This is a genomic window from Citrobacter sp. RHBSTW-00944 (assembly GCF_013615435.1).
GTDB classification, from domain to species: Bacteria; Pseudomonadota; Gammaproteobacteria; order Enterobacterales; family Enterobacteriaceae; genus Citrobacter; species Citrobacter braakii.
Genome location: NZ_CP055418.1, coordinates 4894677 through 4916832, shown reverse-complemented (window position 1 = coordinate 4916832; position 22156 = coordinate 4894677). Strand labels below are relative to the sequence as shown.

General features: G+C 46.2%; 23 protein-coding genes. 13 read left to right on the top strand and 10 right to left on the bottom strand.

The window, feature by feature from the left end; all coding sequences use genetic code 11:
- Nucleotides 1-39: 39 nt before the first annotated feature.
- The 3 genes from slmA to coaBC form a co-directional block, all read right to left on the bottom strand.
- Nucleotides 40-636 (bottom strand): nucleoid occlusion factor SlmA, encoded by a 597-nt coding sequence (gene slmA / locus HV334_RS23900; RefSeq protein ID WP_016154989.1) that lies wholly within the window; start codon nt 634-636, stop codon nt 40-42.
- 116 nt (nt 637-752) lie between these two features.
- On the bottom strand, nt 753-1211 hold the full coding sequence (dut, locus tag HV334_RS23895; RefSeq protein WP_181220982.1) for a dUTP diphosphatase: 459 nt from the start codon (nt 1209-1211) through the stop codon (nt 753-755).
- Nucleotides 1189-2409: a bifunctional phosphopantothenoylcysteine decarboxylase/phosphopantothenate--cysteine ligase CoaBC gene (gene coaBC, locus HV334_RS23890; RefSeq protein WP_181221942.1), complete on the bottom strand. Its 1221-nt coding sequence runs from the start codon at nt 2407-2409 to the stop codon at nt 1189-1191. The genes dut and coaBC overlap by 23 nt, the downstream gene beginning before the upstream one ends.
- Nucleotides 2410-2581: 172 nt before the next feature.
- Here coaBC and radC point away from each other — a divergent pair, with 172 nt between their 5' ends.
- From radC to mutM, 4 genes are all read left to right on the top strand, one after another.
- A complete protein-coding gene (gene radC, locus HV334_RS23885; protein ID WP_016154986.1) occupies nt 2582-3247 on the top strand; it encodes a DNA repair protein RadC in 666 nt (221 codons plus the stop codon).
- Nucleotides 3248-3523: 276 nt separating this feature from the next.
- The gene (gene rpmB, locus HV334_RS23880) at nt 3524-3760 is read left to right on the top strand and encodes a 50S ribosomal protein L28 (RefSeq protein WP_003024071.1); all 237 of its coding nucleotides are present in this window, start codon (nt 3524-3526) and stop codon (nt 3758-3760) included.
- Nucleotides 3761-3780: 20 nt separating this feature from the next.
- Nucleotides 3781-3948 carry a 50S ribosomal protein L33 gene (gene rpmG / locus HV334_RS23875; protein WP_003024094.1) on the top strand — a complete coding sequence of 56 codons (168 nt, stop codon included), beginning with the start codon at nt 3781-3783 and terminating at the stop codon, nt 3946-3948.
- A gap of 98 nt (nt 3949-4046) precedes the next feature.
- Nucleotides 4047-4856, top strand: coding sequence for a bifunctional DNA-formamidopyrimidine glycosylase/DNA-(apurinic or apyrimidinic site) lyase (gene mutM / locus HV334_RS23870; protein WP_019078041.1), 810 nt, complete (start codon nt 4047-4049; stop codon nt 4854-4856).
- A gap of 47 nt (nt 4857-4903) precedes the next feature.
- Here mutM and coaD read toward each other — a convergent pair whose 3' ends face one another.
- Both coaD and waaA read right to left on the bottom strand, forming a co-directional pair.
- Nucleotides 4904-5383, bottom strand: a complete 480-nt coding sequence (coaD, locus tag HV334_RS23865; protein WP_047501668.1) for a pantetheine-phosphate adenylyltransferase — start codon at nt 5381-5383, stop codon at nt 4904-4906.
- Between the two features lie 8 nt (nt 5384-5391).
- On the bottom strand, nt 5392-6669 hold the full coding sequence (gene waaA, locus HV334_RS23860) for a lipid IV(A) 3-deoxy-D-manno-octulosonic acid transferase (RefSeq protein WP_016154983.1): 1278 nt from the start codon (nt 6667-6669) through the stop codon (nt 5392-5394).
- Nucleotides 6670-7065: 396 nt separating this feature from the next.
- Between waaA and rfaQ the strand changes: the two genes are divergently transcribed.
- The 6 genes from rfaQ to HV334_RS23830 all read left to right on the top strand — a co-directional run bounded on the left by rfaQ (nt 7066) and on the right by HV334_RS23830 (nt 13390).
- Entirely contained in the window at nt 7066-8136 is a 1071-nt protein-coding gene (gene rfaQ / locus HV334_RS23855; RefSeq protein WP_016157758.1) for a lipopolysaccharide core heptosyltransferase RfaQ, read from the top strand.
- Nucleotides 8133-9257: a glycosyltransferase family 4 protein gene (locus tag HV334_RS23850; RefSeq protein WP_047501663.1), complete on the top strand. Its 1125-nt coding sequence runs from the start codon at nt 8133-8135 to the stop codon at nt 9255-9257. Before rfaQ ends, HV334_RS23850 begins: the two co-directional genes overlap by 4 nt.
- Complete coding sequence (gene rfaP, locus HV334_RS23845) at nt 9250-10047, top strand: lipopolysaccharide core heptose(I) kinase RfaP (protein ID WP_181220981.1); 798 nt, start codon at nt 9250-9252, stop codon at nt 10045-10047. Before HV334_RS23850 ends, rfaP begins: the two co-directional genes overlap by 8 nt.
- Nucleotides 10048-10121: 74 nt before the next feature.
- The gene (gene waaO, locus HV334_RS23840) at nt 10122-11132 is read left to right on the top strand and encodes a lipopolysaccharide 3-alpha-galactosyltransferase (protein WP_146050126.1); all 1011 of its coding nucleotides are present in this window, start codon (nt 10122-10124) and stop codon (nt 11130-11132) included.
- 90 nt (nt 11133-11222) lie between these two features.
- Nucleotides 11223-12236 carry a glycosyltransferase gene (locus tag HV334_RS23835; protein ID WP_181220980.1) on the top strand — a complete coding sequence of 338 codons (1014 nt, stop codon included), beginning with the start codon at nt 11223-11225 and terminating at the stop codon, nt 12234-12236.
- Between the two features lie 11 nt (nt 12237-12247).
- Nucleotides 12248-13390, top strand: a complete 1143-nt coding sequence (locus HV334_RS23830) for a lipopolysaccharide N-acetylglucosaminyltransferase (RefSeq protein ID WP_047501659.1) — start codon at nt 12248-12250, stop codon at nt 13388-13390.
- 37 nt (nt 13391-13427) lie between these two features.
- Here the strand turns inward: HV334_RS23830 and rfaL are convergent, their stop codons facing one another.
- Genes rfaL through rfaD form a run of 4 tightly spaced genes read right to left on the bottom strand, consistent with a single transcriptional unit; the run spans nt 13428 to nt 17613 of the window.
- Entirely contained in the window at nt 13428-14636 is a 1209-nt protein-coding gene (rfaL, locus tag HV334_RS23825; protein WP_047501657.1) for an O-antigen ligase RfaL, read from the bottom strand.
- A gap of 14 nt (nt 14637-14650) precedes the next feature.
- Nucleotides 14651-15628, bottom strand: coding sequence for a lipopolysaccharide heptosyltransferase RfaC (gene rfaC, locus HV334_RS23820; RefSeq protein WP_047501655.1), 978 nt, complete (start codon nt 15626-15628; stop codon nt 14651-14653).
- A 3-nt stretch (nt 15629-15631) separates the two neighbouring features.
- The gene (gene rfaF, locus HV334_RS23815; RefSeq protein WP_047501653.1) at nt 15632-16678 is read right to left on the bottom strand and encodes an ADP-heptose--LPS heptosyltransferase RfaF; all 1047 of its coding nucleotides are present in this window, start codon (nt 16676-16678) and stop codon (nt 15632-15634) included.
- 2 nt (nt 16679-16680) lie between these two features.
- Nucleotides 16681-17613 (bottom strand): ADP-glyceromanno-heptose 6-epimerase, encoded by a 933-nt coding sequence (gene rfaD, locus HV334_RS23810; RefSeq protein WP_003827312.1) that lies wholly within the window; start codon nt 17611-17613, stop codon nt 16681-16683.
- Nucleotides 17614-17891: 278 nt separating this feature from the next.
- Here rfaD and yibB point away from each other — a divergent pair, with 278 nt between their 5' ends.
- The 3 genes from yibB to tdh all read left to right on the top strand — a co-directional run bounded on the left by yibB (nt 17892) and on the right by tdh (nt 21259).
- A complete protein-coding gene (gene yibB, locus HV334_RS23805; RefSeq protein ID WP_181220979.1) occupies nt 17892-18749 on the top strand; it encodes a protein YibB in 858 nt (285 codons plus the stop codon).
- Between the two features lie 278 nt (nt 18750-19027).
- Nucleotides 19028-20224, top strand: coding sequence for a glycine C-acetyltransferase (kbl, locus tag HV334_RS23800; RefSeq protein ID WP_046275754.1), 1197 nt, complete (start codon nt 19028-19030; stop codon nt 20222-20224).
- Between the two features lie 9 nt (nt 20225-20233).
- Nucleotides 20234-21259, top strand: a complete 1026-nt coding sequence (tdh, locus tag HV334_RS23795; protein WP_046275753.1) for an L-threonine 3-dehydrogenase — start codon at nt 20234-20236, stop codon at nt 21257-21259.
- Nucleotides 21260-21326: 67 nt separating this feature from the next.
- On the opposite strand, the gene rfaY is transcribed toward tdh, so the two are convergent.
- Nucleotides 21327-22013 (bottom strand): lipopolysaccharide core heptose(II) kinase RfaY, encoded by a 687-nt coding sequence (rfaY, locus tag HV334_RS23790; protein WP_181220978.1) that lies wholly within the window; start codon nt 22011-22013, stop codon nt 21327-21329.
- Nucleotides 22014-22156: the final 143 nt, after the last annotated feature.

Here is a 22156-nt window from a genome sequence, read left to right as displayed (position 1 = left end):
CGTAGGCAAAATAGGCGAGGTCGCCATCCAACAACGGTGTTACTGCAATTGAGCGGCAACCAACGGCCAGCGGATGTCGAAATCATCCGTTGGGCGGTATTTAAATTCGCTACGTACAAACCGGGACAGCATACCTTCGCAGAAAGCCAATAGCTGGCTGGCCAGCAGCGTTTCATCCACGGTGTAGCCTTCACCTTCACGCATTCTTTTTTCTCGCAGAACCTGGCGTAACTGCGCCTCAATTCGCTCAAAAAGCTGGTTAATACGGCCTTGCAGACGGTCTTGCTCGAACATCAACGCGTGTCCGGTCAGAATTCGCGTCAGGCCAGGATTACGTTCACCGAACCCTAAAATCAGCAGTACGATCAGACGCAATCGCGCGTTAGTGTCCTTTTCATCTTTCAAAATCAGATTGATACGGGTAATCAGACTATCTTCGATAAACTCAATCAGGCTATCGAACATGCGGGTCTTGCTGGGAAAATGGCGATACAAGGCCGCTTCGGAAACGCCCACAGAGGCCGCCAGTTTAGCTGTCGTGATGCGTTGGCTACCATCGCTGGACTCAAGCATCAGTGCCAGAGACTGAAGTATTTCTTCGCGACGATTCCTTTTCGCAGTTTGCTTTTCTACCATGTTACAAAATACCCCTGAAAATAAGCTCTTGCCAGGCAGGCATCCACACAGCGACCGCAAACTGGTGTTTGCGGTGTGTTATTGCGTTATTACGCTGTGAGATACTTTTCTGCGGGTTACTTGCGCCCGGAATGGCCGAAGCCACCTTCGCCACGATCGGTGGCTTCAAACTCTTGCACCAAATTAAATTCAGCCTGGACGACCGGTACAAATACCATCTGCGCGATACGTTCGCCCGGTTCAATAGTAAAGTTGTCCTGACCACGGTTCCAGATTGAAACCATCAGCTGGCCCTGGTAGTCGGAATCAATCAAACCGACCAGATTGCCCAGTACGATCCCGTGCTTATGGCCCAGCCCAGAGCGCGGGAGCATCACCGCCGCAAGAGAAGGATCGGCAATGTGGATAGCTAACCCGGTTGGCACCAGCGTTGTTGCGCCAGGCGCCAGTTCTACGGCATCATCAAGACAGGCACGCAGGTCAAGTCCGGCAGAACCAGAAGTGGCGTACGTCGGGAGCGGAAATTGTTGCCCTACGCGCGGGTCCAGAATCTTAACGTCGATTTTTTTCATCATAACGGGTCACGATCTCGTCGAGTAATAATTGGCCCAGGAGTTCTTTGCGCTCAAGCGGTAAGACTTTATCTCCATCCTGCCAAAAAAGGTGTAATGCGTTGCTGTCGCTGTTAAATCCTTGAGTGGACAGCGAAACGTCGTTCGCACAGATCACATCAAGGTTTTTGCGGATGCGTTTTTGCCGGGCATATTCTTCCACATTATTTGTTTCGGCGGCAAACCCAACGACAAAAGGACGGTTAGCATCCAGTGCGGCAACACCAGCGATGATGTCCGGGTTTTTGACCATATTTACTGTTAATTCATCACCCTGCGTTGCCTGTTTTTTGATTTTTTCACTGGCGACAGTTTCAGCGCGATAATCAGCGACTGCGGCGCAGCCGATAAAAATATGCTGTTGTTGCACCGCAGATTGCACGGCGGCTTCCATTTCCAGCGCGGTCATCACATCAATGCGCTGGACAAAAGGCGGTGTAGGTAACGAAACCGGACCTGATACCAGCGTGACGTTTGCCCCGCGTTTTGCGGCAGCGGCCGCGATAGCAAATCCCATTTTCCCGGAGCTGTGGTTGGAAATATAACGCACGGGATCAAGCGGTTCACGCGTCGGGCCTGCTGTAATCATGATGTTGAGATGTTGCAGATCTTTGACAGGTGAAAAATGTTCTGCCGCCATATCCACAATTGTTAACGGATCCAGCATACGTCCAGGACCGACATCGCCACATGCCTGACTACCGCTGTCAGGGCCCCAAATGAGCAAACCGCGCGAGGCAAGAATGCTCAGATTGTGTTGGGTTGCGGCAGCGCGGTACATCTGCTGGTTCATAGCCGGCAGCACGGCAACAGGCGCTGGCGTTGCCAGACAGATCGTAGACACCAGATCGTTGGCCATACCTGCGGCAACGCGGGCAATCAGGTCTGCCGTCGCAGGGGCCAGTATAACCAAATCGGCCCATTTCCCCAGCTCAATGTGGCCCATCGCGGCTTCGGCTGCGGGGTCAAGCAGGCTGTCGGAAACGGGATAGCCCGAAACCGCCTGTAAGCTCAGAGGAGTAATAAACGCTTTTGCTGCTTCGGTCATCGCCACGCGGACTTCTGCGCCGCGTTCCCGTAAACGACGCACCAGCTCAGGGGTTTTGTACGCAGCAATCCCGCCACTGACGCCAAGTACGATTTTTTTACCGGCCAGGCTCATCATGATCTTTCCTGTTGGGTTTCACCAGAAGGCGGATATTTTATCACAATCCGCAATGTGTCGTGCTTTTGCCCGCGCTCCAGTTTGCGAGGCTCTACGAAGAAGTGAAAACAGAGCGTCGATTCGCCGCTGGCGTTATGCCACTATGCGGACGCGAAAGGAGGGGAAAAGCATGGAAAATACAGGACGTATAATGCCTCGGGAAAAACTGTTGGCGCAGGGGGCCAGTTCGCTGACCGACGTAGAGCTACTGGCTCTTTTTCTACGCACCGGGATACTGGGTAAAGATGTGCTTACGCTGGCGAAAGAGATGCTTCAGCATTTTGATTCGTTGTATGGCCTGTTGTCTGCTGATTACATGGATTTCAGCTATGTTCAGGGCATCGGTATTGCGAAGTACGCACAGTTGAAGGGAATAGTGGAGCTGGCAAGGCGCTACTACAACGTACAGGTGATAGAGGAGCGTGCGATACTTAGCCCGGAAATGGCGCGTGAATTTCTGCAAAGCCAGCTTTCGCAAGAGGAACGCGAGATCTTCTATGTGATCTTTATGGATTCTCAACATCGCGTGATTAAACACCGTAAACTTTTTTCCGGAACGCTAAGCCACGTTGAAGTGCATCCGCGAGAAATTGTCCGCGAAGCGATAAAAATGAATGCTTCTGCGGTGATCCTTGCACATAATCACCCTTCGGGGTGTGCAGAGCCGAGCAAAGCAGATAAACTCATCACCGAGCGTGTTGTGAAATGCTGTCAGTTCATGGATATCCGGGTGCTTGATCATCTGGTCATTGGGCGCGGAGAGTACGTTTCTTTTGCGGAACGCGGTTGGATTTAACGCACTTTACGCGATCCATCGGGATCTTTGTCTGTTCGGGACTTGAGCACATCGCTGACTCAGCGTATACTACGCCACCTTTGAGAATCTCGGGTTTGGCATTTGGGCCTGGCAATCGAGAGTTCGCAAATACGCAAAATCATTCTTGTTGCGTCCAATGACGAGGCAACGATGAAAGATTTAGTGTATTGAACTGCGATAACCGGGCTGAGAAGCCTGACGAGGCGCCAATACCCCATACGAAGCTCGAGCTAATTTGATTTTTGGAGAATAGACATGTCCCGAGTCTGCCAAGTTACTGGCAAGCGTCCGGTGACCGGTAACAACCGTTCCCACGCACTGAACGCGACTAAACGCCGTTTCCTGCCTAACCTGCACTCTCACCGTTTTTGGGTTGAGAGCGAGAAGCGTTTTGTCACCCTGCGTGTATCTGCTAAAGGTATGCGTGTTATTGATAAGAAAGGCATCGAAACAGTTCTGTCTGAACTGCGTGCCCGTGGCGAAAAGTACTAAGTACTAAGAGGAAATAAATCATGGCTAAAGGTATTCGTGAGAAAATCAAGCTGGTTTCTTCTGCTGGTACTGGTCACTTCTATACCACCACGAAGAACAAACGTACTAAGCCGGAAAAACTGGAGCTGAAAAAGTTCGATCCAGTTGTTCGTCAGCACGTTTTATACAAAGAAGCGAAAATCAAATAATTTCCGCTTTGATGTAAAGAAAAACCCTGCCTCGGCGGGGTTTTTTGTTTTCTGGCCGTCCCCATATTAATGAGACCTGATACATCGCCGGAGATACTATGCCTGAATTACCTGAAGTCGAAACCAGCCGCCGCGGTATTGAGCCGCATCTGGTGGGGGCAACGATTATGCACGCGACTGTGCGTAACGGTCGTTTGCGTTGGCCTGTATCAGAGGAAATCTATCGTCTGAGTGATAAACCTGTCCTGAGCGTACAGCGGCGCGCGAAATACCTGCTGCTGGAGCTATCAGATGGCTGGGTAATCATTCACCTGGGGATGTCGGGTAGTTTGCGTATCCTTTCTGAAGAGCTTCCGGCAGAAAAACATGACCACGTCGACTTAGTGATGAGTAACGGCAAAGTCCTGCGCTATACCGATCCGCGTCGTTTTGGCGCCTGGCTGTGGACTAAAGAGCTGGATGGGCATAATGTCCTCGCCCATCTTGGCCCTGAGCCGCTGAGCGACGATTTCAATGCTGGTTATCTGCAGCAGAAATGTGCGAAGAAGAAAACTGCGATTAAACCCTGGCTGATGGATAACAAGCTGGTCGTGGGGGTGGGAAACATCTATGCCAGCGAGTCGCTGTTTGCGGCTGGTATCCATCCTGACCGTCTGGCGTCATCTTTGTCGCAGGATGAGTGCGAACTGCTGGTGCGCGTTATCAAGGCGGTTTTGCTGCGTTCTATCGAGCAGGGCGGGACCACGCTGAAGGACTTTCTGCAAAGTGACGGTAAGCCGGGTTATTTTGCCCAGGAGCTGCAGGTCTATGGGAGAGAAGGTGAACCCTGTCGCGTATGCGGCGCGCCAATCATTGCGACAAAACACGCTCAGCGCACAACGTTTTATTGCCGTCGCTGTCAGAAATAACACCATTATCGGCCGGACGTAGCGTATGCCTCATCCAGCCAGACGCATTACTTCAGTTTACTCAATAATGCCTGATGAACGTTTTCCGGCAGAAAGTGCGCTACGTCACCCTGGTGGCGGGCAACTTCTTTCACCAGTGACGATGAGATAAATGACCACTCTTTAGACGGCATCAGAAAGACGCTTTCCAGTTGTGGCATCAGATGACGGTTCATATGGGCCAGCTGCATTTCATACTCAAAATCGGCTACCGCACGCAGGCCACGGATCAGAATGTTAGCCTGATTATCGCGGGCAAAGTTTGCCATCAGGTCGCTGAATCCCAGAACCTCCACATTACCGAGATGCGCCGTTGCCTGCCGTGCCAGCTCAACGCGCTCTTCCAGAGTAAACATCGGTTTTTTACTGGGACTTGCGGCAATTGCCAGGATTACGTGATCAAACATGCTTGTCGCTCGTGTCACGATATCGAGGTGGCCGTTAGTAATGGGATCAAAGGTTCCTGGATAAATCGCCCGTTTTTGCATGACTTGCCTCAATGCGTTTTGGGTGGCAGATAAGGTTCCAGCAGTTGCAGCAGACGCTGAAGCGCGCCCTGATTTTGATACAGAACTTCAACTGCGTGACGGCCATAAAAATTACGATAATCTGCATCGGTCAGTAAAGAAGAGACCTCTTTCACCAGCGTAGTTGCGTCGGTGACGGTGATCAATCCGCTTGCCTGTTCGAGGCGGGCGCAAATATCTTTAAAATTAAAAGTATGTGGCCCCATCAGTACCGGAATGGCGTGCGCCGCTGCTTCCAGTGGGTTGTGTCCACCGCGTTCAACCAGCGAACCGCCAACAAAAGCAAGGTCAGCAATGCCGTAAAGCAACATCAACTCGCCCATGGTGTCGCCGATTACGACCTGGGTTCCTGATGACGGAACTTCGCCCGAAGAACGTGTCGTATAGCTTAGCCCAGCCTGGCGTACGAGGTTAATGGCATCCGGGAACCGTTCAGGATGTCTGGGTACCAGAATCAGTAAAAGATTAGGGAACTGGTTTAATAACGCCTGATGGGCGGCAATGATAATGCTTTCTTCGCCGTCGTGCGTGCTGGTTGCAATCCATACCGGGCGGTGAGGTGCCCATTGACGGCGCAATGTAATCGCTTTTGCGGCCAGCTGCGGCGTGACGGAAATATCAAACTTCAGGCTACCGGTAACGGTGACCTGATTGCTTCTGGCACCAAGCGTGATAAAACGAGCGCCATCTTCTTCGTTCTGGGCGGCAATCAACGTAATTCGGCGCAGTAGCCTGCCAACAAATTTACCTAATTTAGCGTAGCCAGCAGCTGAGCGAGCGGAAAGACGTGCATTGGCAATGACCAGCGGAATATGGCGCTTATGCAGTGCCGCGATCAGATTCGGCCACAGCTCGGTTTCCATAATTAACACCAGCTTGGGGTCAACTTTATTCAGGAAACGGTTTAGGGCATCCGGTAAGTCGTACGGCAGATAAATATGCTGAACGTCAGGGCCAAAAGCGGATTGTACGCGCTCGGAACCGGTTGGTGTCATGGTGGTGACCGTGATCGGCAAGTCGGGGTAACGATGTCGCAGAGCGCGGACTAATGGGATAGCTGCCAGCGTTTCGCCCACGGAAACCGAATGAAGCATGATGCCGCCTGGTTTTAGCGGACGGCGGTAAAAGCCGTAGCGTTCACCCCAGCGTTTACGGTAGGCCGGAGCCTTACGTCCGCGCACCCAAAGCCGTACCCAGATCAAAGGCTGAATAAGGTAGAAAAGGGCGGTGTAAAGCAATTCGAGCATAATGGTAGCTGACTTATGAATGTGCTGGGGATTCTATGTATTTAGCTGTGGCTTTACCAATACTTTTCCTATTTTTAAATTAAATAGCGTCCCTCGCGGGGGATGTCCAGGGTACCAGCATCTTTTGCATCTTTACGTTTTCTGTTGATATTTTCCGGTTTAGTCGAGATAGAGGGCTAAAAATCAAAAGGTCTGAACATCTTAATTCATTGATTTACATGTTTTAAAACCATTGGCTGTGCAAGAATTATTCGAGTCGGAACATGGCGAAAGAAGTGATACACTAGCGCGTAAAAATCAGTGCGATATCAGTAATCAGGTAGCTGTTGAGCCTGGGGCGGTAGCGTGCTTTTTTCTGCTTAACTTTACCGGACACTCACGATAAAAGAGCCGCTTGTGGATAAGCCAATTAATAGAATTCTGGTCATAAAAATGCGTTTTCACGGAGATATGTTGTTAACAACTCCGGTCATTAGTACGCTAAAGCAGAACTATCCTGATGCGAAAATCGACGTGCTTCTCTATCAGGATACCATCCCAATTTTGTCGGAAAACCCAGAAATTAATGCCCTTTATGGTATTAAAAATAAAAAGACAAAAGTAACTGATAAAATTACTAATTTTCTGCACCTGATCGGAACGTTGCGCGCAAACGGGTATGATTTAGTTGTAAACCTTACCGATCAGTGGATGGTTGCGATACTGATGCGGCTACTGAACGCGCCAATCAAAATCTCTCAAGATTATGCACATCGGCAATCTTCTTTTTGGAAAAATAGTTTTACATGTCTGGCTCCGCTTAGCGGTGAAAATGTGGTGGAAAGCAATCTGTCTGTGCTGGCCCCGTTGAAACTTAAATCGACTGTTACACATACAACAATGAGCTATCCTCCGGATAGCTGGGAACGTATGCGCACAGAATTAAATCGGGCTGGGGTTGGTGATGAATACGTTGTAATTCAACCAACGGCACGCCAACGCTTCAAGTGCTGGAATAACGAAAAGTTTTCACAGGTAATTGACGCCTTACACCAGCGTGGTTTGGAGGTAGTTATGACCTCTGGCCCAGGCGAAGACGATCTGGCTTGCGTGAATGAAATTGCACAAGGTTGCAAAGAAAAGCCCGTTACTGCGCTGGCGGGAAAAATGAGCTTCCCCGAGCTAGGAGCGGTCATCGATCATGCGCAGTTGTTTATTGGGGTGGACTCTGCTCCGGGACACATTGCTGCTGCGGTTGATACACCATTGATATGCCTGTTTGGCGCAACGGATCATAATTTTTGGCGACCATGGTCAAAGCAGATGATTCAATTTTGGGCTGGTGATTACCGTCCGATGCCTCCACGCGAACAGCGCGATCGCAATGAAATGTATCTTTCGGTGATACCCGCTGACGATGTTATTGCTGCTATCGATAAATTATTACCGGGTAGACTTGTGCCGCCACAAGCGGGGAGTCCCGTATGATTGTTGCTTTCTGTTTGTATAAATACTTCCCATTCGGTGGGTTACAGCGTGATTTTATGCGCATTGCGCAAACTGTAGCGGCACGTGGTCACCATGTTCGTGTCTATACGCAGTCCTGGGAAGGTGAGTGTCCTGACGTTTTTGAATTGGTTCTTGTACCGGTCAAGTCCCGGACAAACCATGGTCGCAATGCGGAGTATTATTCCTGGGTCCAGGCACATTTACTTCAGCACCCTGTCGATCGGGTTGTTGGTTTTAATAAAATGCCAGGGCTGGATCTCTACTATGCTGCTGACGTTTGCTATGCCGAGAAAGTGGCACAAGAAAAAGGTTTCCTCTATCGGTTAACTTCACGATATCGGCACTATGCAGCGTTTGAACGCGCGACGTTTGAGCAGGGTAAACCGACGCAGCTATTGATGCTAACTGATAAGCAGATTGCTGATTTTCAGAAGCACTATCAGACAGAAGCTCAACGATTTCATATTCTTCCTCCAGGGATTTATCCGGACAGGAAGTATAGCCAGCAGATTCCGAATAGCCGTGAAGTTTATCGCCAGAAAAACGGTATAACAGAGCAACAAAATCTATTATTGCAGGTAGGCTCTGATTTCACTCGTAAAGGTGTGGATCGTTCAATACGTGCATTGGCCTCGTTACCAGAAACGCTTCGAACTAATACGCTACTGTATGTTGTTGGACAAGACAGACCGAGAAAATTTGAGGCGCTGGCGGAAAAACTTGGCGTACGCAGTAATGTCCATTTCTACTCTGGCCGTAATGATGTTGCAGAATTAATGGCTGCGGCTGATATATTGATGCATCCAGCTTATCAGGAGGCGGCAGGTATTGTTTTACTAGAAGCAATCACTGCCGGGCTGCCGGTGTTGACCACAGCCGTATGCGGTTACGCGCATTATATTGTTGATGCTAATTGTGGTATGGCAATTACAGAACCATTCCGGCAAGAAACGCTGAATGAAGCCTTACGTAAAGCGCTGGTAGAGCCTTCATTGTGTTCGGAATGGAGGGCAAATGCACGACACTATGCGGATACGCAAGATTTATACAGCCTACCGGAGAAAGCTGCGGATATGATTACGGGTGGTTTAGATGGTTGAATTAAAAGAACCGTTAGCCACACTATGGCGCGGGAAAGATGCATTTGATGAAGTTAAAAATTTACAAGGTGAAGTATTCAGAGAACTGGAGACTCGCCGTACTCTACGATTTGAACTAACGGGTAAAAGCTATTTTTTAAAATGGCACAGAGGCACTTCTCTGAAAGAGATTGTTAAAAACCTACTTTCATTACGCATGCCAGTATTAGGTGCTGATAGAGAATGGAATGCTATTCATCGCCTGAGTCAGTTAGGTGTGGATACAATGACAGGCGTGGGATTTGGTGAGAAAGGGTTGAATCCACTGACTAAAACCTCGTTTATTATTACTGAGGATCTCACACCAACTATCAGCTTAGAAGATTACTGTGCTGATTGGGCCACAAATTCTCCCGATGTGAAAGTGAAGCGTATAATTATTGATCGTGTTGCCACCATGGTGCGTAAGATGCATGCTGGAGGTATCAATCATCGCGATTGCTATATTTGCCACTTTTTATTACATCTGCCTTTTTCAGGGCGTGAGGACGATCTCAAGATTTCAGTGATTGATTTGCACCGTGCTCAGATTCGGTCGACTGTTCCCCGACGCTGGCGCGATAAGGACTTGATCGGTCTCTATTTTTCTTCCATGAACATTGGATTAACCCAGCGTGATATTTATAGATTTCTACGCATCTATTGCGAGTTGCCGTTGAAAAGCATCCTAAGTCAGGAGGCTGATTTGTTCAAGGAAGCTCAGGTTAAAGCTAATAAAATACGCGAAAGAACAATCCGTAAATCTCTGTGATTAATTTATCCTGAACTATTTGAAATGCATCATGTGAGAACATGGTCTATTTCTCAAAAATTGGTAAGAGTCAAATGTCTCAATTTAGCGATAAAGAAGTTATCCTTTCTGTTTTTGAGTACGATTTTCGGGAAAATGCTTCTGCAGACTGTTTTAATATCGGTTATGGTATTGACAGGAATTTTTTATTTGGCTGCGGTGTATCAATAGCCTCTGTATTATTGTCGAATAAAAAAATCGATTTCACATTTCATATATTTACTGATTATTTCGATGAGAGTGATAAAGCCAGATTCGCCGATCTTGCTAAACAATATCAATCCTGTATCAAAGTTTACCTAATTGATTGCAATAAATTAAAAGACTTACCTAGTACAAAAAACTGGACTTATGCAACATACTTCCGTTTTGTTATTGCAGATTATTTCTATAATAAAATAGATAAATTATTATACCTGGATGCCGATATTGCTTGCCAGGGTAGTGTACGAGAACTGGTCGATTATAAGTTTTCCGCAGATGAGATCGCTGTCGTTGTAACGGAAAGAGATTCCGAATGGTGGCATAATCGTTCTGTAACTCTGGCCACTCCAGAATTAATCGCCGGATACTTTAATGCTGGATTCTTACTTATCAACATCAACGCATGGCACAGTAATAATATCTCTTCCCGAGCCATCGAAATGTTGCGAGTTCCAGAATGGGTGGAAAGAATAACTCATCTTGATCAAGATGTCCTTAATGTGTTGTTAGCCGGAAAAGTAACTTTTATCAATGGTAAATACAATACACGCTTTAGCATTAATTATGAACTGAAAGATGAAGTAGTCAATCCTGTGAATAATGAAACTGTCTTCATTCATTATGTGGGACCGACAAAACCCTGGCATGAGTGGTCCAACTATCCGGTATCGAAGAGTTTTTTAGTTGCGAAAGAGGCCTCGCCCTGGCATTCAGTAGCGCTTCTCAAACCGACCAATAGCAATCAATTCAGATATTGTGCAAAGCATAAATTTAAACAAGGGTTATACGTTCAGGGACTGTGTAACTACTTTAATTATTATCTGACCAAGTTGAAAGGTTAACTGCTGGCTAAGTACATTGTTAAAATAATCAACAGCAATGCATATCTTAGCCGCTGGGAAATATAGCTGAAATAATTAAAGGTAATTAAATTGGACTTCAAAAGATTAACTAACTTCAAAGATATTATTGAGTTAGACAGACGTGTTACACCATGTGATGATCGTGACACTTTTAATATCTCATGGGGAATCGATAAAAATTACCAAACTGGCGCGGCAATTTCTATTGCATCAATCCTTGAAAATAATAAACAGAATAATATTAATTTTACTTTTCATATTATTGAGGATTATTTAGACCAAGAATATATTGTACTATTGACACAATTAGCAGAACAGTATAAAACAGTTATTAAGCTATATCATATTGATTCTGAACCGTTGGTGTCACTACCTAAAACAAATATATGGCCAGTGTCAATATACTATCGCTTGCTTTCATTTGATTATTTTTCTGAACGATTAGATCGACTGCTATATCTTGATGCTGATATTACGTGTAAAGGCTCTTTAGAGGATCTTGCCGCACTGAAATTTGATGGGGAATATGGTGCGGTTGTAGTAGATGTTGATTCAATGCAGGATAAAAGTGCAGAGCGTCTACATAATCCTGAGTTTAAAGGCAACTACTTTAACTCGGGTGTCATGTATATAAACTTGCAGCAATGGCTTAACTCTAATTTAACGAAAAAATTCTTCGAACTATTGTCAGATGAAAGTATAGTTTCCAGAGTAAAATACCCTGACCAGGATATTTTAAATATCATGTTTTTGCATCATGCGGTATTACTACCGAGGAAATATAACTCAATTTATTCATTGAAGTCTGAGTTTGAGATTAAAAATAAAAATTACTATAAATCAGTGATTAATGAAGAGACAGTATTTATTCATTATACTGGTGTAACAAAACCATGGCACGAGTGGGCTGACTATTCCTCAGCACAATTTTTCCGCACAGTATATGAGAATTCACCATGGAAGAATCAGCCTTATCAAGTTGCAAAACAAAAGCACGAATATAGAGAAGAATATAAACACCTTCTTTATCAAAATAAAATAATTCCAGGCCTGATCGCAGCAATTAAATATAAAACAATGTAATGGTGATCTTTATGATTGATAAAATCATATTTACTGTAACACCTATTTATTCTATTCCACCACGTGGTGCCGCAGCAGTTGAGACCTGGATGTATCAGGTTGCCCAGAGAACTAAATTCCCTAATCGTATTGTCTGTATAAAGAACGAAGGATATTCTGATTATTCTTACGTAAACGAAAGATGCAGTATTCATCGTATTGGATTTAGCTCAGTATATAAGCGTATTTTCCAAAAGTGGACTCGGCTGGATCCGTTACCTTATTCAAAGCGCATACTGAAAGTTGCCGAAAAATTTGAGATAACCGATCAAAGTGTGATTGTTGTCCATAACAGTATGAAGCTATATCGACAAATTCGTTCGCAAGCTCCTCAGGCTAAAGTTGTGATTCATATGCATAATGCGTTTGAACCTAAGTTGCTTGATAAAAAAGTTAAGATGATCGTACCAAGTTTGTTTTTGAAGAACTATTATCAATCTTATCTTCCTGAAGCTGATATTGTTATTGTGCCTAATGGTATTGACCTGGATATCTATCAATCGTCATATGAATCAATATCAAAAAATAAATTAAATATTTCCCCTGAAAGCAAGGTGGTATTTTTTGCTGGACGCATAGTACCTGATAAAGGTGTTCTCTTGCTTCTGCAGGCTTTTGAAAAGTTGCTGCATGAGAATAAAAATCTGAAGCTTGTGGTCGTTGGTGATCACATGGAAGTAAATAAGAACGATAAAGGTGATTATCAGCGTGAAGTTCGGGAAATAGCCGAGCGCCTCAAACCACATTGTATTATGTTAGGTAGTATCTCACCCGAGAAAATGCACTATTACTATCCACTGGCAGATATAGTTGTGATTCCTTCTCAATTTCAGGAGCCATTTTGTATGGTGGCTATTGAGGCTATGGGCGCTGGAAGACCTGTATTAGTCAGTACTCGAGGCGGCATGGTTGAGTTTGTTAAAGATAAAATTACAGGCTATCACCTTACAGAGCCGATGACTGCAGAAACTATTGCTCAGGATATTACCAGGGTAATGGCGGAAAGTAGTTTAGCGGATACCGCCCAACGAGGTCAGCAATATGTCTTTGGAAACTATAGTTGGTCTGCGGTTACACAACGGTTTGAAGAGGTTATTTGTAACTGGTTCGAGTGATAAAAAGGCTACATAAAGTAGCCTTTTTTTTACTATTTTATTTATTCTTCAGCGCTAACAGAAAACCTGCAAAAATACCCAACAGATCTAACTCAATCTGCTCAACGTTGCCACGTATAATAAAATAACCGACAAATGAAAGTAAAATTATTATATAAGCATTGTATGGGGAATAGTAATTCTCCCTAAAAGCATGCGTAACACATTCCCTCACAATGCTAGTGTACACCAGTATTAAACCCACAAGTCCAAGTAATCCTGTACCAAACCATACAAAGAGAATAAGGTTGTGTGGTCCAATTGACTCGCGGAATGTCCAGTTTGGATAATCAACAACACGCTTGTTGTATACAATTTTATAAGCGTTATTACCAAAACCATAACCAATAACTGGGTTTTCTAAGATTAGGTCAAACGCACTTCCTTGCGTACCGTTAGTATAGCGGTATGAGCTGTCAGTTTGCTGTAATTTAACGGTCAGGTTTTCTGACATATCTTTGTATGAAAATATAGCTGTCAGAGCAACAATGGCTACGAGGATTCCTACAGTAAGCAATCGCCATTGTTTGTACATGATTATCCATGTAAGAGCAATAATAAATACAGATAACCATGCGCCACGGGACAATGTTCCAAGAATTAAAAAGGTGTATATCGCCCCTAACAACAGGAATAATATACGGTATTTCGCTGATTTAATGAGCCATAGATTCAGAAGCACTGGGAATAAAAACACCATTGCATCTGAAATTCCGCGATGTTGGTAATTAGTAAAAGGCATGATTCCTTGCTTATAGTCCTGATAATAAAGGACAAGTTCTGAAAGGCATCGCAAACTAAGAGCTGTAAGGAACGAGAAGAATATCAACTTTGAAATGGTTTCTTTGCTTTCTTCTCTTAGTAATACAGGGATCGCAATAGTGCATAATAAGACATTTTCAACAACTGAGTTGTTTATCTCTTTCAGGCTAGCTTTTAGTTCAGGAGTGAACACTAAAGAGACGAAGGTAGCGATTACAAGAAATGATACACTTGCAAAAACAAATGTTTTAAAAATTCGAATATAATGTCGAGGATTCTTACATAAATAAACAATCGTTGTGATAGTCATCAGAATGACAATCAAATGTTTATAACGCGTAATACCACCTAAGAAATAGGTGGCGACAAACAGAAATATAAGTCCTCTATTCCAGTTTATCTTCCAGTTTTTTTTCTCATCTAAAAAAAACTTTGTTAAAGCCATCATTTCTCCGATACTTACAGACAATTATTTAAAAAATTGCAATTAATTGATTCTAATACGGTCGAAGAACGCAAGTCGGAAAGATTTTCACTTCCTGAGCGACATGCCACTTGATTCTTCCCATACCCACCAATCAATCCTGGGTCCGTTGGACCGTACAACGTAATATTAGGGCGATCCAGTGCAGCGGTTAAATGACTCAGGCCTGTATCAACCGACACCACAAATTTTGCCCCCGCCAGTACGCGAGCGACCTCTCCCAAAGTCATCCGTGGAAGAACATCAACATAAGAAAAACCATTTGCCAGCCTACGGGCTCGTGCTTCTTCATGAGGAGCACCCCATGGCAGTTTAATACGTATGCCAGCGTTATTTAACAAGCCAATTAGCTCCCGCCAGTTGGCTTCTGGCCAGTGCTTATCATCACGCGTTGTGGCATGCAGAAATACGGCATACTGGCCCGTATCAGCATTACGTTCTTTCAGAAAATGCTGAGCAATAGCGTAATCACCCTGCGACTGGGGCCTGGAATATCCCAGACTTTTGGCGAACAATTCACGTGTACGCTCTACCGCGTGCTGCTGTTTGGCAATGTGATGTTTGTGATTATAAAACAGGCTCGCCAATGGTTCACGCGCCGTGCTCCAGTCCATACCATGCTTGATGCCACGTGCCAGACGCGTAACCAACGCCGCACTTTTAACCAGACCCTGCGCATCAATTATCGCGTCATACTGATGTAAACGCACCGCATCGCGAAAGGCTTTACGCTCGGCTTTAATCGGCGCTGAAAACCAGGCTTTACGCCAGCGGCGGATCGCCACGGGAATAACCCGGTCAACGGCTGCATGCCAGGATGGGATCTGCGCGAAGCCTTCTTCCACTACCCAATCAAACTGAATATCCGGCATGACCTGCTGCGCATCGGTTAATGCCGGTAACGTATGCAGTACATCGCCCATAGACGATGTTTTAACGATCAATACCCGCATCCGTCAGGCTTCCTCTTGTAACAACAGGTCGTTAAGTTCTTCCAGCACGCGCTGAGGTGTGATGTCAATCAGGCTCTGATGATAGCCTTCTGCTGCATCGCCCTTGCGTACTTTGTGATAGCCCGTAATCAAGCGAATCACGCGCGCCTTGTGTGAAAGCGGCGGAGTAAAATCCGGGCTGCTGGGGCCATACAACGCTACCAGAGGTCGATTCAACGCTGCGGCAACGTGCATTAATCCAGAGTCGTTGGTGACCACCGCTTTGCAGGCGGCGAGAAGAATGACGGCCTGCTCCAGCTGTGTTTCGCCCGCCAGATTACGGCACCAGGGCAGCTGATCAACGCTCAGCGTCGCCAGGATCTCATTTCCGGCTTCATGGTCTTTTGCAGAGCCAAAAAGCACAATCTGATGGCCTTCATCGATCAGTTGCTTCGCCAGATCTGCATAGTGGTAATGTGGCCAGCGTTTCGCTGGACCAAATTCCGCTCCAGGGCAAAAGCCGATGATGGGGCGTTCGGCAGAAAGGGAAAACTGGCGACAGGTCAGGGACTTTTCACCTTCGCTTACCTGCAACTGCGGCCATAGCAGAGGCTGCGGCAAATCTTTAGCTGACAGCATTACGCCTTTATCATAGGCCAGGGCTACATAGCGTTCGACCATCAGCGGCCAGGCATCTTTATCCAGCACGCGCGCATCGTTTAGCAGGCCGTAGCGCATTTCACCACGCCAACCGGTACGATGGGGAATGCCAGCAAAGAACGGTACCAGCGCGGATTTAAACGAGTTAGGCAGCACATAGGCGCGGTCATAGCGTTTTTCACGCAGGCTATGACCGAGTTTACGCCGCTCGCCGATCTCCAGCGCGCCGTGTCCCAGCGGCATGGCGATAGCTTCGTTAACTTCAGGCATGCGCGACAATAACGGACGGCACCATGCAGGTGCCATCACGTCGATTATCGCTTGGGGATAGCGCGCCTTAAGCGTGCGATAGAGACTTTGCGACATCATCATGTCGCCCACCCAGGACGGGCCTACCACCAAAATTTTCATACTTACGCGTCGCGGTTCAGCCAGGCCATATATTCCGTTACACCTTCAGCAACGGTTTTAAACGGCTTGTCATAGCCCGCAGCGCGCAGATTAGTCAGATCGGCCTGGGTAAACGCCTGATAGCGACCTTTCAGTTTTTCCGGGAATGGGATGTACTCAATGCTGCCTTTTTTGTGGTACGCAAGCGTTGCATCGGCAACGGCCTGAAAAGATTCCGCACGACCGGTACCAAGGTTAAAGATGCCGGAAACCCCGTTTTCCAGGAACCACAGGTTCACCGCAGCCACATCGCCTACGTAAACGAAATCACGCTTGAAGTTTTCACTGCCTTCGAACAGTTTTGGTGTTTCGCCATTGTTGAGCTGGGTGTTGAGGTGGAAAGCGACGCTCGCCATACTGCCTTTATGGCCTTCACGCGGTCCGTAGACGTTGAAATAGCGGAAGCCAACAATCTGAGAATTGGCTTCTGGCAGGATCTGACGAACGTACTCGTCGAACAGGAATTTTGAGTAGCCGTAAACGTTCAGCGGTTTCTCATATTCACGGGATTCGATGAAATCAGAAGTACGACCGCCGTAGGTGGCGGCAGAGGACGCATACAGGAACGGAATTTCACGCTCCAGGCAGTAGTGCAACAGCTCTTTGGAGTATTGATAGTTGTTATCCATCATATACTTGCCGTCCCACTCGGTAGTGGAGGAGCATGCGCCTTCGTGGAAAATCGCTTCGATATCGCCGAAATCTTCTCCGGCCATAATCTGGATCAGGAAGTCTTCCTTGTCCATGTAGTCAGCAATATTCAGATCCACCAGGTTAACAAACTTGGTGCCATCTTTCAGGTTGTCCACCACCAGGATGTCGGTGATGCCTTTATCATTCAATGACTTGACGATGTTGCTGCCGATAAAGCCCGCGCCGCCGGTAACGATGATCATAAATGTAACCTTCGAATTTTGGAGTCAGAGACAATCTCAGACACTAATGTCTGTAATCATACCATCACATCGGCATCCCTTCAGCCTCTTAAGTAAGATGGTGGGTCGGTAGAAGGCCTATAAACACCAGTATAAGAATGCTTATTTAATGGTTATTAAGTCTATTAAATTAATCTTAAATGTACTTAGTTTTTTTATATCCATCTATGTATATTATATGTACAAAAACAAAAGCTATGTGATATAATATTTTTTTTATTAATGGTTTGAAAATGGTTATGAAATCGTCTACCACTATTGTGACAGCATATTTTGATATCGGTAGGGGGGAGTGGACTGTTAATAAAGGCTTCCGTGAAAAACTTTCCCGATCTTCTGATGTCTATTTTGACTACTTCAAACGGTTAGCCGCTTTAGAAAATGATATGGTTATTTTTACCTCGTCTGAGTTTGAAGGCAGAGTTGCGGAAATACGCAAAGGTAAGCCCACAAAAATTATAACTATAGATTTAGGTAAAAAATTTAAGCATATTAATAATAAAATAAGACAAATTCAGCAGGATGATACCTTTAAGAGTAAATTAGAGACGCGACAGCTAGGTAACCCTGAGTACTGGTCTCCAGAATATGTGTTGATCAATAATTTAAAAGCATATTTTGTAGTGAAGGCCATAAATGCAGGCTTAGTTAATACTCCGATGGTTGCTTGGGTAGACTTCGGATATTGCCGTAAACCGCAGGTTACTCGCGGATTAAAAGTATGGGACTTCCCTTTTGACCGTAATAAAATGCATCTCTTCACGATTAAAAAGGGTCTGGTTATATCATCCAGAAAACAGGTTTTTGATTTTATGATCGGAAATCATACTTATATTATCGGCGGCGCTATTGTTGGTTCACCAGAGAAATGGAAAGAGTTTTACTCATTAGTCACTGAGTGTCAAAAAGAGACTCTCAGAAATAATATTGTTGATGATGATCAGGGTATTTTTGTCATGTGTTATTACAAGCGCCCTGAGCTATTAATGCTTAATTACCTTGGTCGTGGCAAATGGTTCGATCTGTTCCGTGTTTATCGGCGAACCGCTTTAGGTGCAAAACTCCAGGCATTGCGAATTTATCTCACTCGAAAGTAGTGGCTTGAATGGGATTGAAGGGTTACCAAACCAGATAGAATGCTGCAAAGGCATTCTTCTGCTATTGATGTTGTTTTTTTATGATTTTTATAAAATCCAGCCAATTCAATTGGTTGCGATTCAGTGCGTCCAATGAATCCATACGACGGCATCACTGATTAGCCATGTGGGTATACGTGATTTATGCTTCATTTTGAAGAAGTGATGATGCGTCATCTCGTATCAGCGTATAGCTTTGGGTAATATGTGCTGAAATTTGCCCAGTCTGGAGAATTGAAATGCGTGGGGATTTTTACAAACAGTTAACGAACGATCTCGAAACCGCACGTGCGGAAGGATTGTTTAAAGAAGAGCGCATTATTACGTCTGCCCAGCAGGCGGATATCACCGTGGCGGACGGAAGCCACGTTATTAACTTTTGTGCGAACAACTATCTGGGGCTGGCTAACCACCCGGAACTGATTGCAGCTGCAAAAGCAGGTATGGATTCTCACGGATTTGGTATGGCTTCGGTCCGCTTTATTTGCGGTACCCAGGACAGCCATAAGCAACTGGAGCAAAAACTGGCGGCATTCCTCGGTATGGAAGATGCCATCCTTTACTCTTCCTGCTTTGACGCCAACGGCGGCCTGTTTGAAACGCTGCTGGGCGCAGAAGATGCGATTATCTCAGATGCGCTCAACCACGCTTCTATCATTGACGGTGTTCGCTTGTGTAAAGCAAAGCGTTTCCGTTACGCCAACAACGACATGGTCGAACTGGAAGCTCGTTTGAAAGAAGCGCGTGAAGCGGGAGCCCGTCATATCCTGATCGCCACCGATGGCGTGTTCTCTATGGATGGTGTGATTGCTAACCTGAAAGGCGTTTGTGACCTGGCGGATAAATACGACGCGCTGGTCATGGTTGATGATTCCCATGCTGTCGGCTTTGTCGGCGAAAATGGTCGTGGCTCACATGAATACTGTGACGTTATGGGGCGTGTGGACATCATCACTGGTACGCTGGGTAAAGCGCTCGGCGGCGCATCTGGCGGGTACACCGCAGCGCGCAAAGAGGTTGTTGAGTGGCTGCGTCAGCGTTCCCGTCCGTATCTGTTCTCCAACTCATTGGCTCCTGCAATTGTTTCTGCCTCCATTAAAGTGCTGGAGATGGTCGAAGCAGGCAGCGAGCTGCGCGATCGCCTGTGGGCGAACGCACGTCAGTTCCGCGAGCAAATGTCTGCCGCAGGCTTTACGTTAGCGGGAGCGGATCACGCAATTATCCCGGTCATGTTGGGGGATGCGGTAGTGGCGCAAGAGTTCGCCCGCGAGCTGCAAAAAGAGGGGATTTACGTTACTGGATTCTTCTATCCGGTGGTTCCAAAAGGTCAGGCGCGTATTCGTACCCAGATGTCTGCGGCGCATACCCCTGAGCAGATTACGCGTGCTGTTGAGGCGTTCACACGCATTGGTAAACAACTGGGCGTTATTGCCTGAGGATGTGAAATGAAAGCGTTATCCAAACTGAAAGCGGAAGAGGGCATTTGGATGACCGACGTTCCTGAACCGGAAGTCGGCCATAACGATTTGCTGATTAAAATCCGTAAAACAGCCATCTGCGGGACTGACGTTCACATTTATAACTGGGATGAATGGTCGCAAAAAACCATCCCGGTACCGATGGTCGTTGGACATGAATATGTCGGCGAAGTTGTTGGCATCGGCCAAGAAGTTAAAGGCTTTAAAATCGGCGATCGCGTTTCAGGCGAAGGTCATATCACCTGCGGGCATTGCCGTAACTGCCGCGGTGGACGTACTCACCTGTGCCGCAATACGACCGGTGTTGGCGTAAACCGTCCTGGCTGCTTTGCAGAGTACCTGGTGATCCCGGCATTTAACGCGTTTAAAATTCCGGACAACATCTCTGACGACCTGGCGTCTATCTTCGATCCGTTCGGTAATGCGGTGCATACGGCGCTGTCGTTCGATCTGGTTGGGGAAGATGTGCTGGTTTCCGGCGCCGGTCCAATCGGTATTATGGCGGCAGCGGTTGCCAGGCACGTTGGCGCACGCCACGTGGTGATTACCGATGTTAATGAGTATCGCCTTGAACTGGCGCGTAAAATGGGCATCACTCGCGCGGTCAACGTGTCGAAAGAGAGTCTGACCGACGTGATGGCTGAACTGGGCATGACCGAAGGGTTTGATGTCGGTCTGGAGATGTCCGGCGCGCCGCCAGCGTTTCGCACCATGCTGGACACCATGAACCACGGTGGCCGTATTGCTATGCTGGGTATTCCACCATCAGACATGTCCATCGACTGGACTAAAGTTATCTTTAAAGGATTGTTTATTAAAGGTATCTACGGTCGAGAGATGTTTGAGACCTGGTACAAGATGGCCGCATTGATTCAGTCTGGTCTGGATTTGTCGCCGATCATCACCCATCGATTCTCCATCGATGAATTCCAGCAGGGCTTTGACGCGATGCGCTCGGGCCAGTCAGGGAAAGTGATCCTGAGCTGGGATTGAATGCTCGACTTGTATTAAATGCTACCAACGGCCAGATTCTTTATTCTGGCCGTATAAAGAATAAATACTATTTGCCACGAAGCTTTCTGGATAAAGTTCTTATCGCTTCTTTGAGCCAGATGAGCTTATAGATTAACCCTTTTCCTTTGATGTTAATATGATATTTTCGCTGCAAAGCTAAAATATCATTAGCCTGGCAAATCTTCATATTTCCCTTACAGGATAAGTCAATTATTCTTAATTCACCGCCTGGCGTACGAATGAAATTTCCAGGGTGGATATCATTAGATGCCAACCCGGCTTTGTGAAGGCGCAGAACGCACTGTTTCACTTCATCGGCATTCTTATGGTTAATTTCTTTTAAAGGAGTGCCTTCAACATATTCATGAATAATATAAACATCATGACACTGACGAAGGCGTACTTTTTCAGCGGCATAGTAGAGATCGGCTGTACAGGCGCGCATTTCCGGGGAGAGTGTGTCCAGCTTCTTGATGAGCCAGGAATAAAAGGGGCCGGAGATAAAATTCTGCATTTTTTTCTCAAATCGAGGATCAACTTCACGGTCGTTTTTGATGATAAATTTTTGTGAGTTGTACTCGACCAGTTCTACACTGCGCATGGCGTTACCACTGCTCAACGGTTTGCCACTGATTTCTTTGTTTATATACTTATTCATCAGTGACTTAAGGTCTGTTTTGGTCTCTTTGCAATAGACCGTATAACCTTTTTCATGTGTCTTACTGATGGCCATCACTTTCCTCAATATCAGTGTACATCGCGCGTTAATTTACAGGGGTATAGTATACAGGTTGTGTCCCTCAATATGTAGACGATCTGAGCTATCACAGGCCGCTGAACTCAGGCACCGCATGGCATTTTCCCATACTGGTTGCT

Bases quoted from the DNA above. Each gene is read 5' to 3' on its own strand.
- slmA (WP_016154989.1), bottom strand. From the start codon at position 636: ATGGTAGAAAAGCAAACTGCGAAAAGGAATCGTCGCGAAGAAATACTT.
- dut (WP_181220982.1), bottom strand. From the start codon at position 1,211: ATGATGAAAAAAATCGACGTTAAGATTCTGGACCCGCGCGTAGGGCAA.
- coaBC (WP_181221942.1), bottom strand. From the start codon at position 2,409: ATGAGCCTGGCCGGTAAAAAAATCGTACTTGGCGTCAGTGGCGGGATT.
- radC (WP_016154986.1), top strand. From the start codon at position 2,582: ATGGAAAATACAGGACGTATAATGCCTCGGGAAAAACTGTTGGCGCAG.
- rpmB (WP_003024071.1), top strand. From the start codon at position 3,524: ATGTCCCGAGTCTGCCAAGTTACTGGCAAGCGTCCGGTGACCGGTAAC.
- rpmG (WP_003024094.1), top strand. From the start codon at position 3,781: ATGGCTAAAGGTATTCGTGAGAAAATCAAGCTGGTTTCTTCTGCTGGT.
- mutM (WP_019078041.1), top strand. From the start codon at position 4,047: ATGCCTGAATTACCTGAAGTCGAAACCAGCCGCCGCGGTATTGAGCCG.
- coaD (WP_047501668.1), bottom strand. From the start codon at position 5,383: ATGCAAAAACGGGCGATTTATCCAGGAACCTTTGATCCCATTACTAAC.
- waaA (WP_016154983.1), bottom strand. From the start codon at position 6,669: ATGCTCGAATTGCTTTACACCGCCCTTTTCTACCTTATTCAGCCTTTG.
- HV334_RS23850 (WP_047501663.1), top strand. From the start codon at position 8,133: ATGATTGTTGCTTTCTGTTTGTATAAATACTTCCCATTCGGTGGGTTA.
- rfaP (WP_181220981.1), top strand. From the start codon at position 9,250: ATGGTTGAATTAAAAGAACCGTTAGCCACACTATGGCGCGGGAAAGAT.
- waaO (WP_146050126.1), top strand. From the start codon at position 10,122: ATGTCTCAATTTAGCGATAAAGAAGTTATCCTTTCTGTTTTTGAGTAC.
- HV334_RS23830 (WP_047501659.1), top strand. From the start codon at position 12,248: ATGATTGATAAAATCATATTTACTGTAACACCTATTTATTCTATTCCA.
- rfaL (WP_047501657.1), bottom strand. From the start codon at position 14,636: ATGGCTTTAACAAAGTTTTTTTTAGATGAGAAAAAAAACTGGAAGATA.
- rfaC (WP_047501655.1), bottom strand. From the start codon at position 15,628: ATGCGGGTATTGATCGTTAAAACATCGTCTATGGGCGATGTACTGCAT.
- rfaF (WP_047501653.1), bottom strand. From the start codon at position 16,678: ATGAAAATTTTGGTGGTAGGCCCGTCCTGGGTGGGCGACATGATGATG.
- rfaD (WP_003827312.1), bottom strand. From the start codon at position 17,613: ATGATCATCGTTACCGGCGGCGCGGGCTTTATCGGCAGCAACATCGTC.
- yibB (WP_181220979.1), top strand. From the start codon at position 17,892: ATGAAATCGTCTACCACTATTGTGACAGCATATTTTGATATCGGTAGG.
- kbl (WP_046275754.1), top strand. From the start codon at position 19,028: ATGCGTGGGGATTTTTACAAACAGTTAACGAACGATCTCGAAACCGCA.
- tdh (WP_046275753.1), top strand. From the start codon at position 20,234: ATGAAAGCGTTATCCAAACTGAAAGCGGAAGAGGGCATTTGGATGACC.
- rfaY (WP_181220978.1), bottom strand. From the start codon at position 22,013: ATGGCCATCAGTAAGACACATGAAAAAGGTTATACGGTCTATTGCAAA.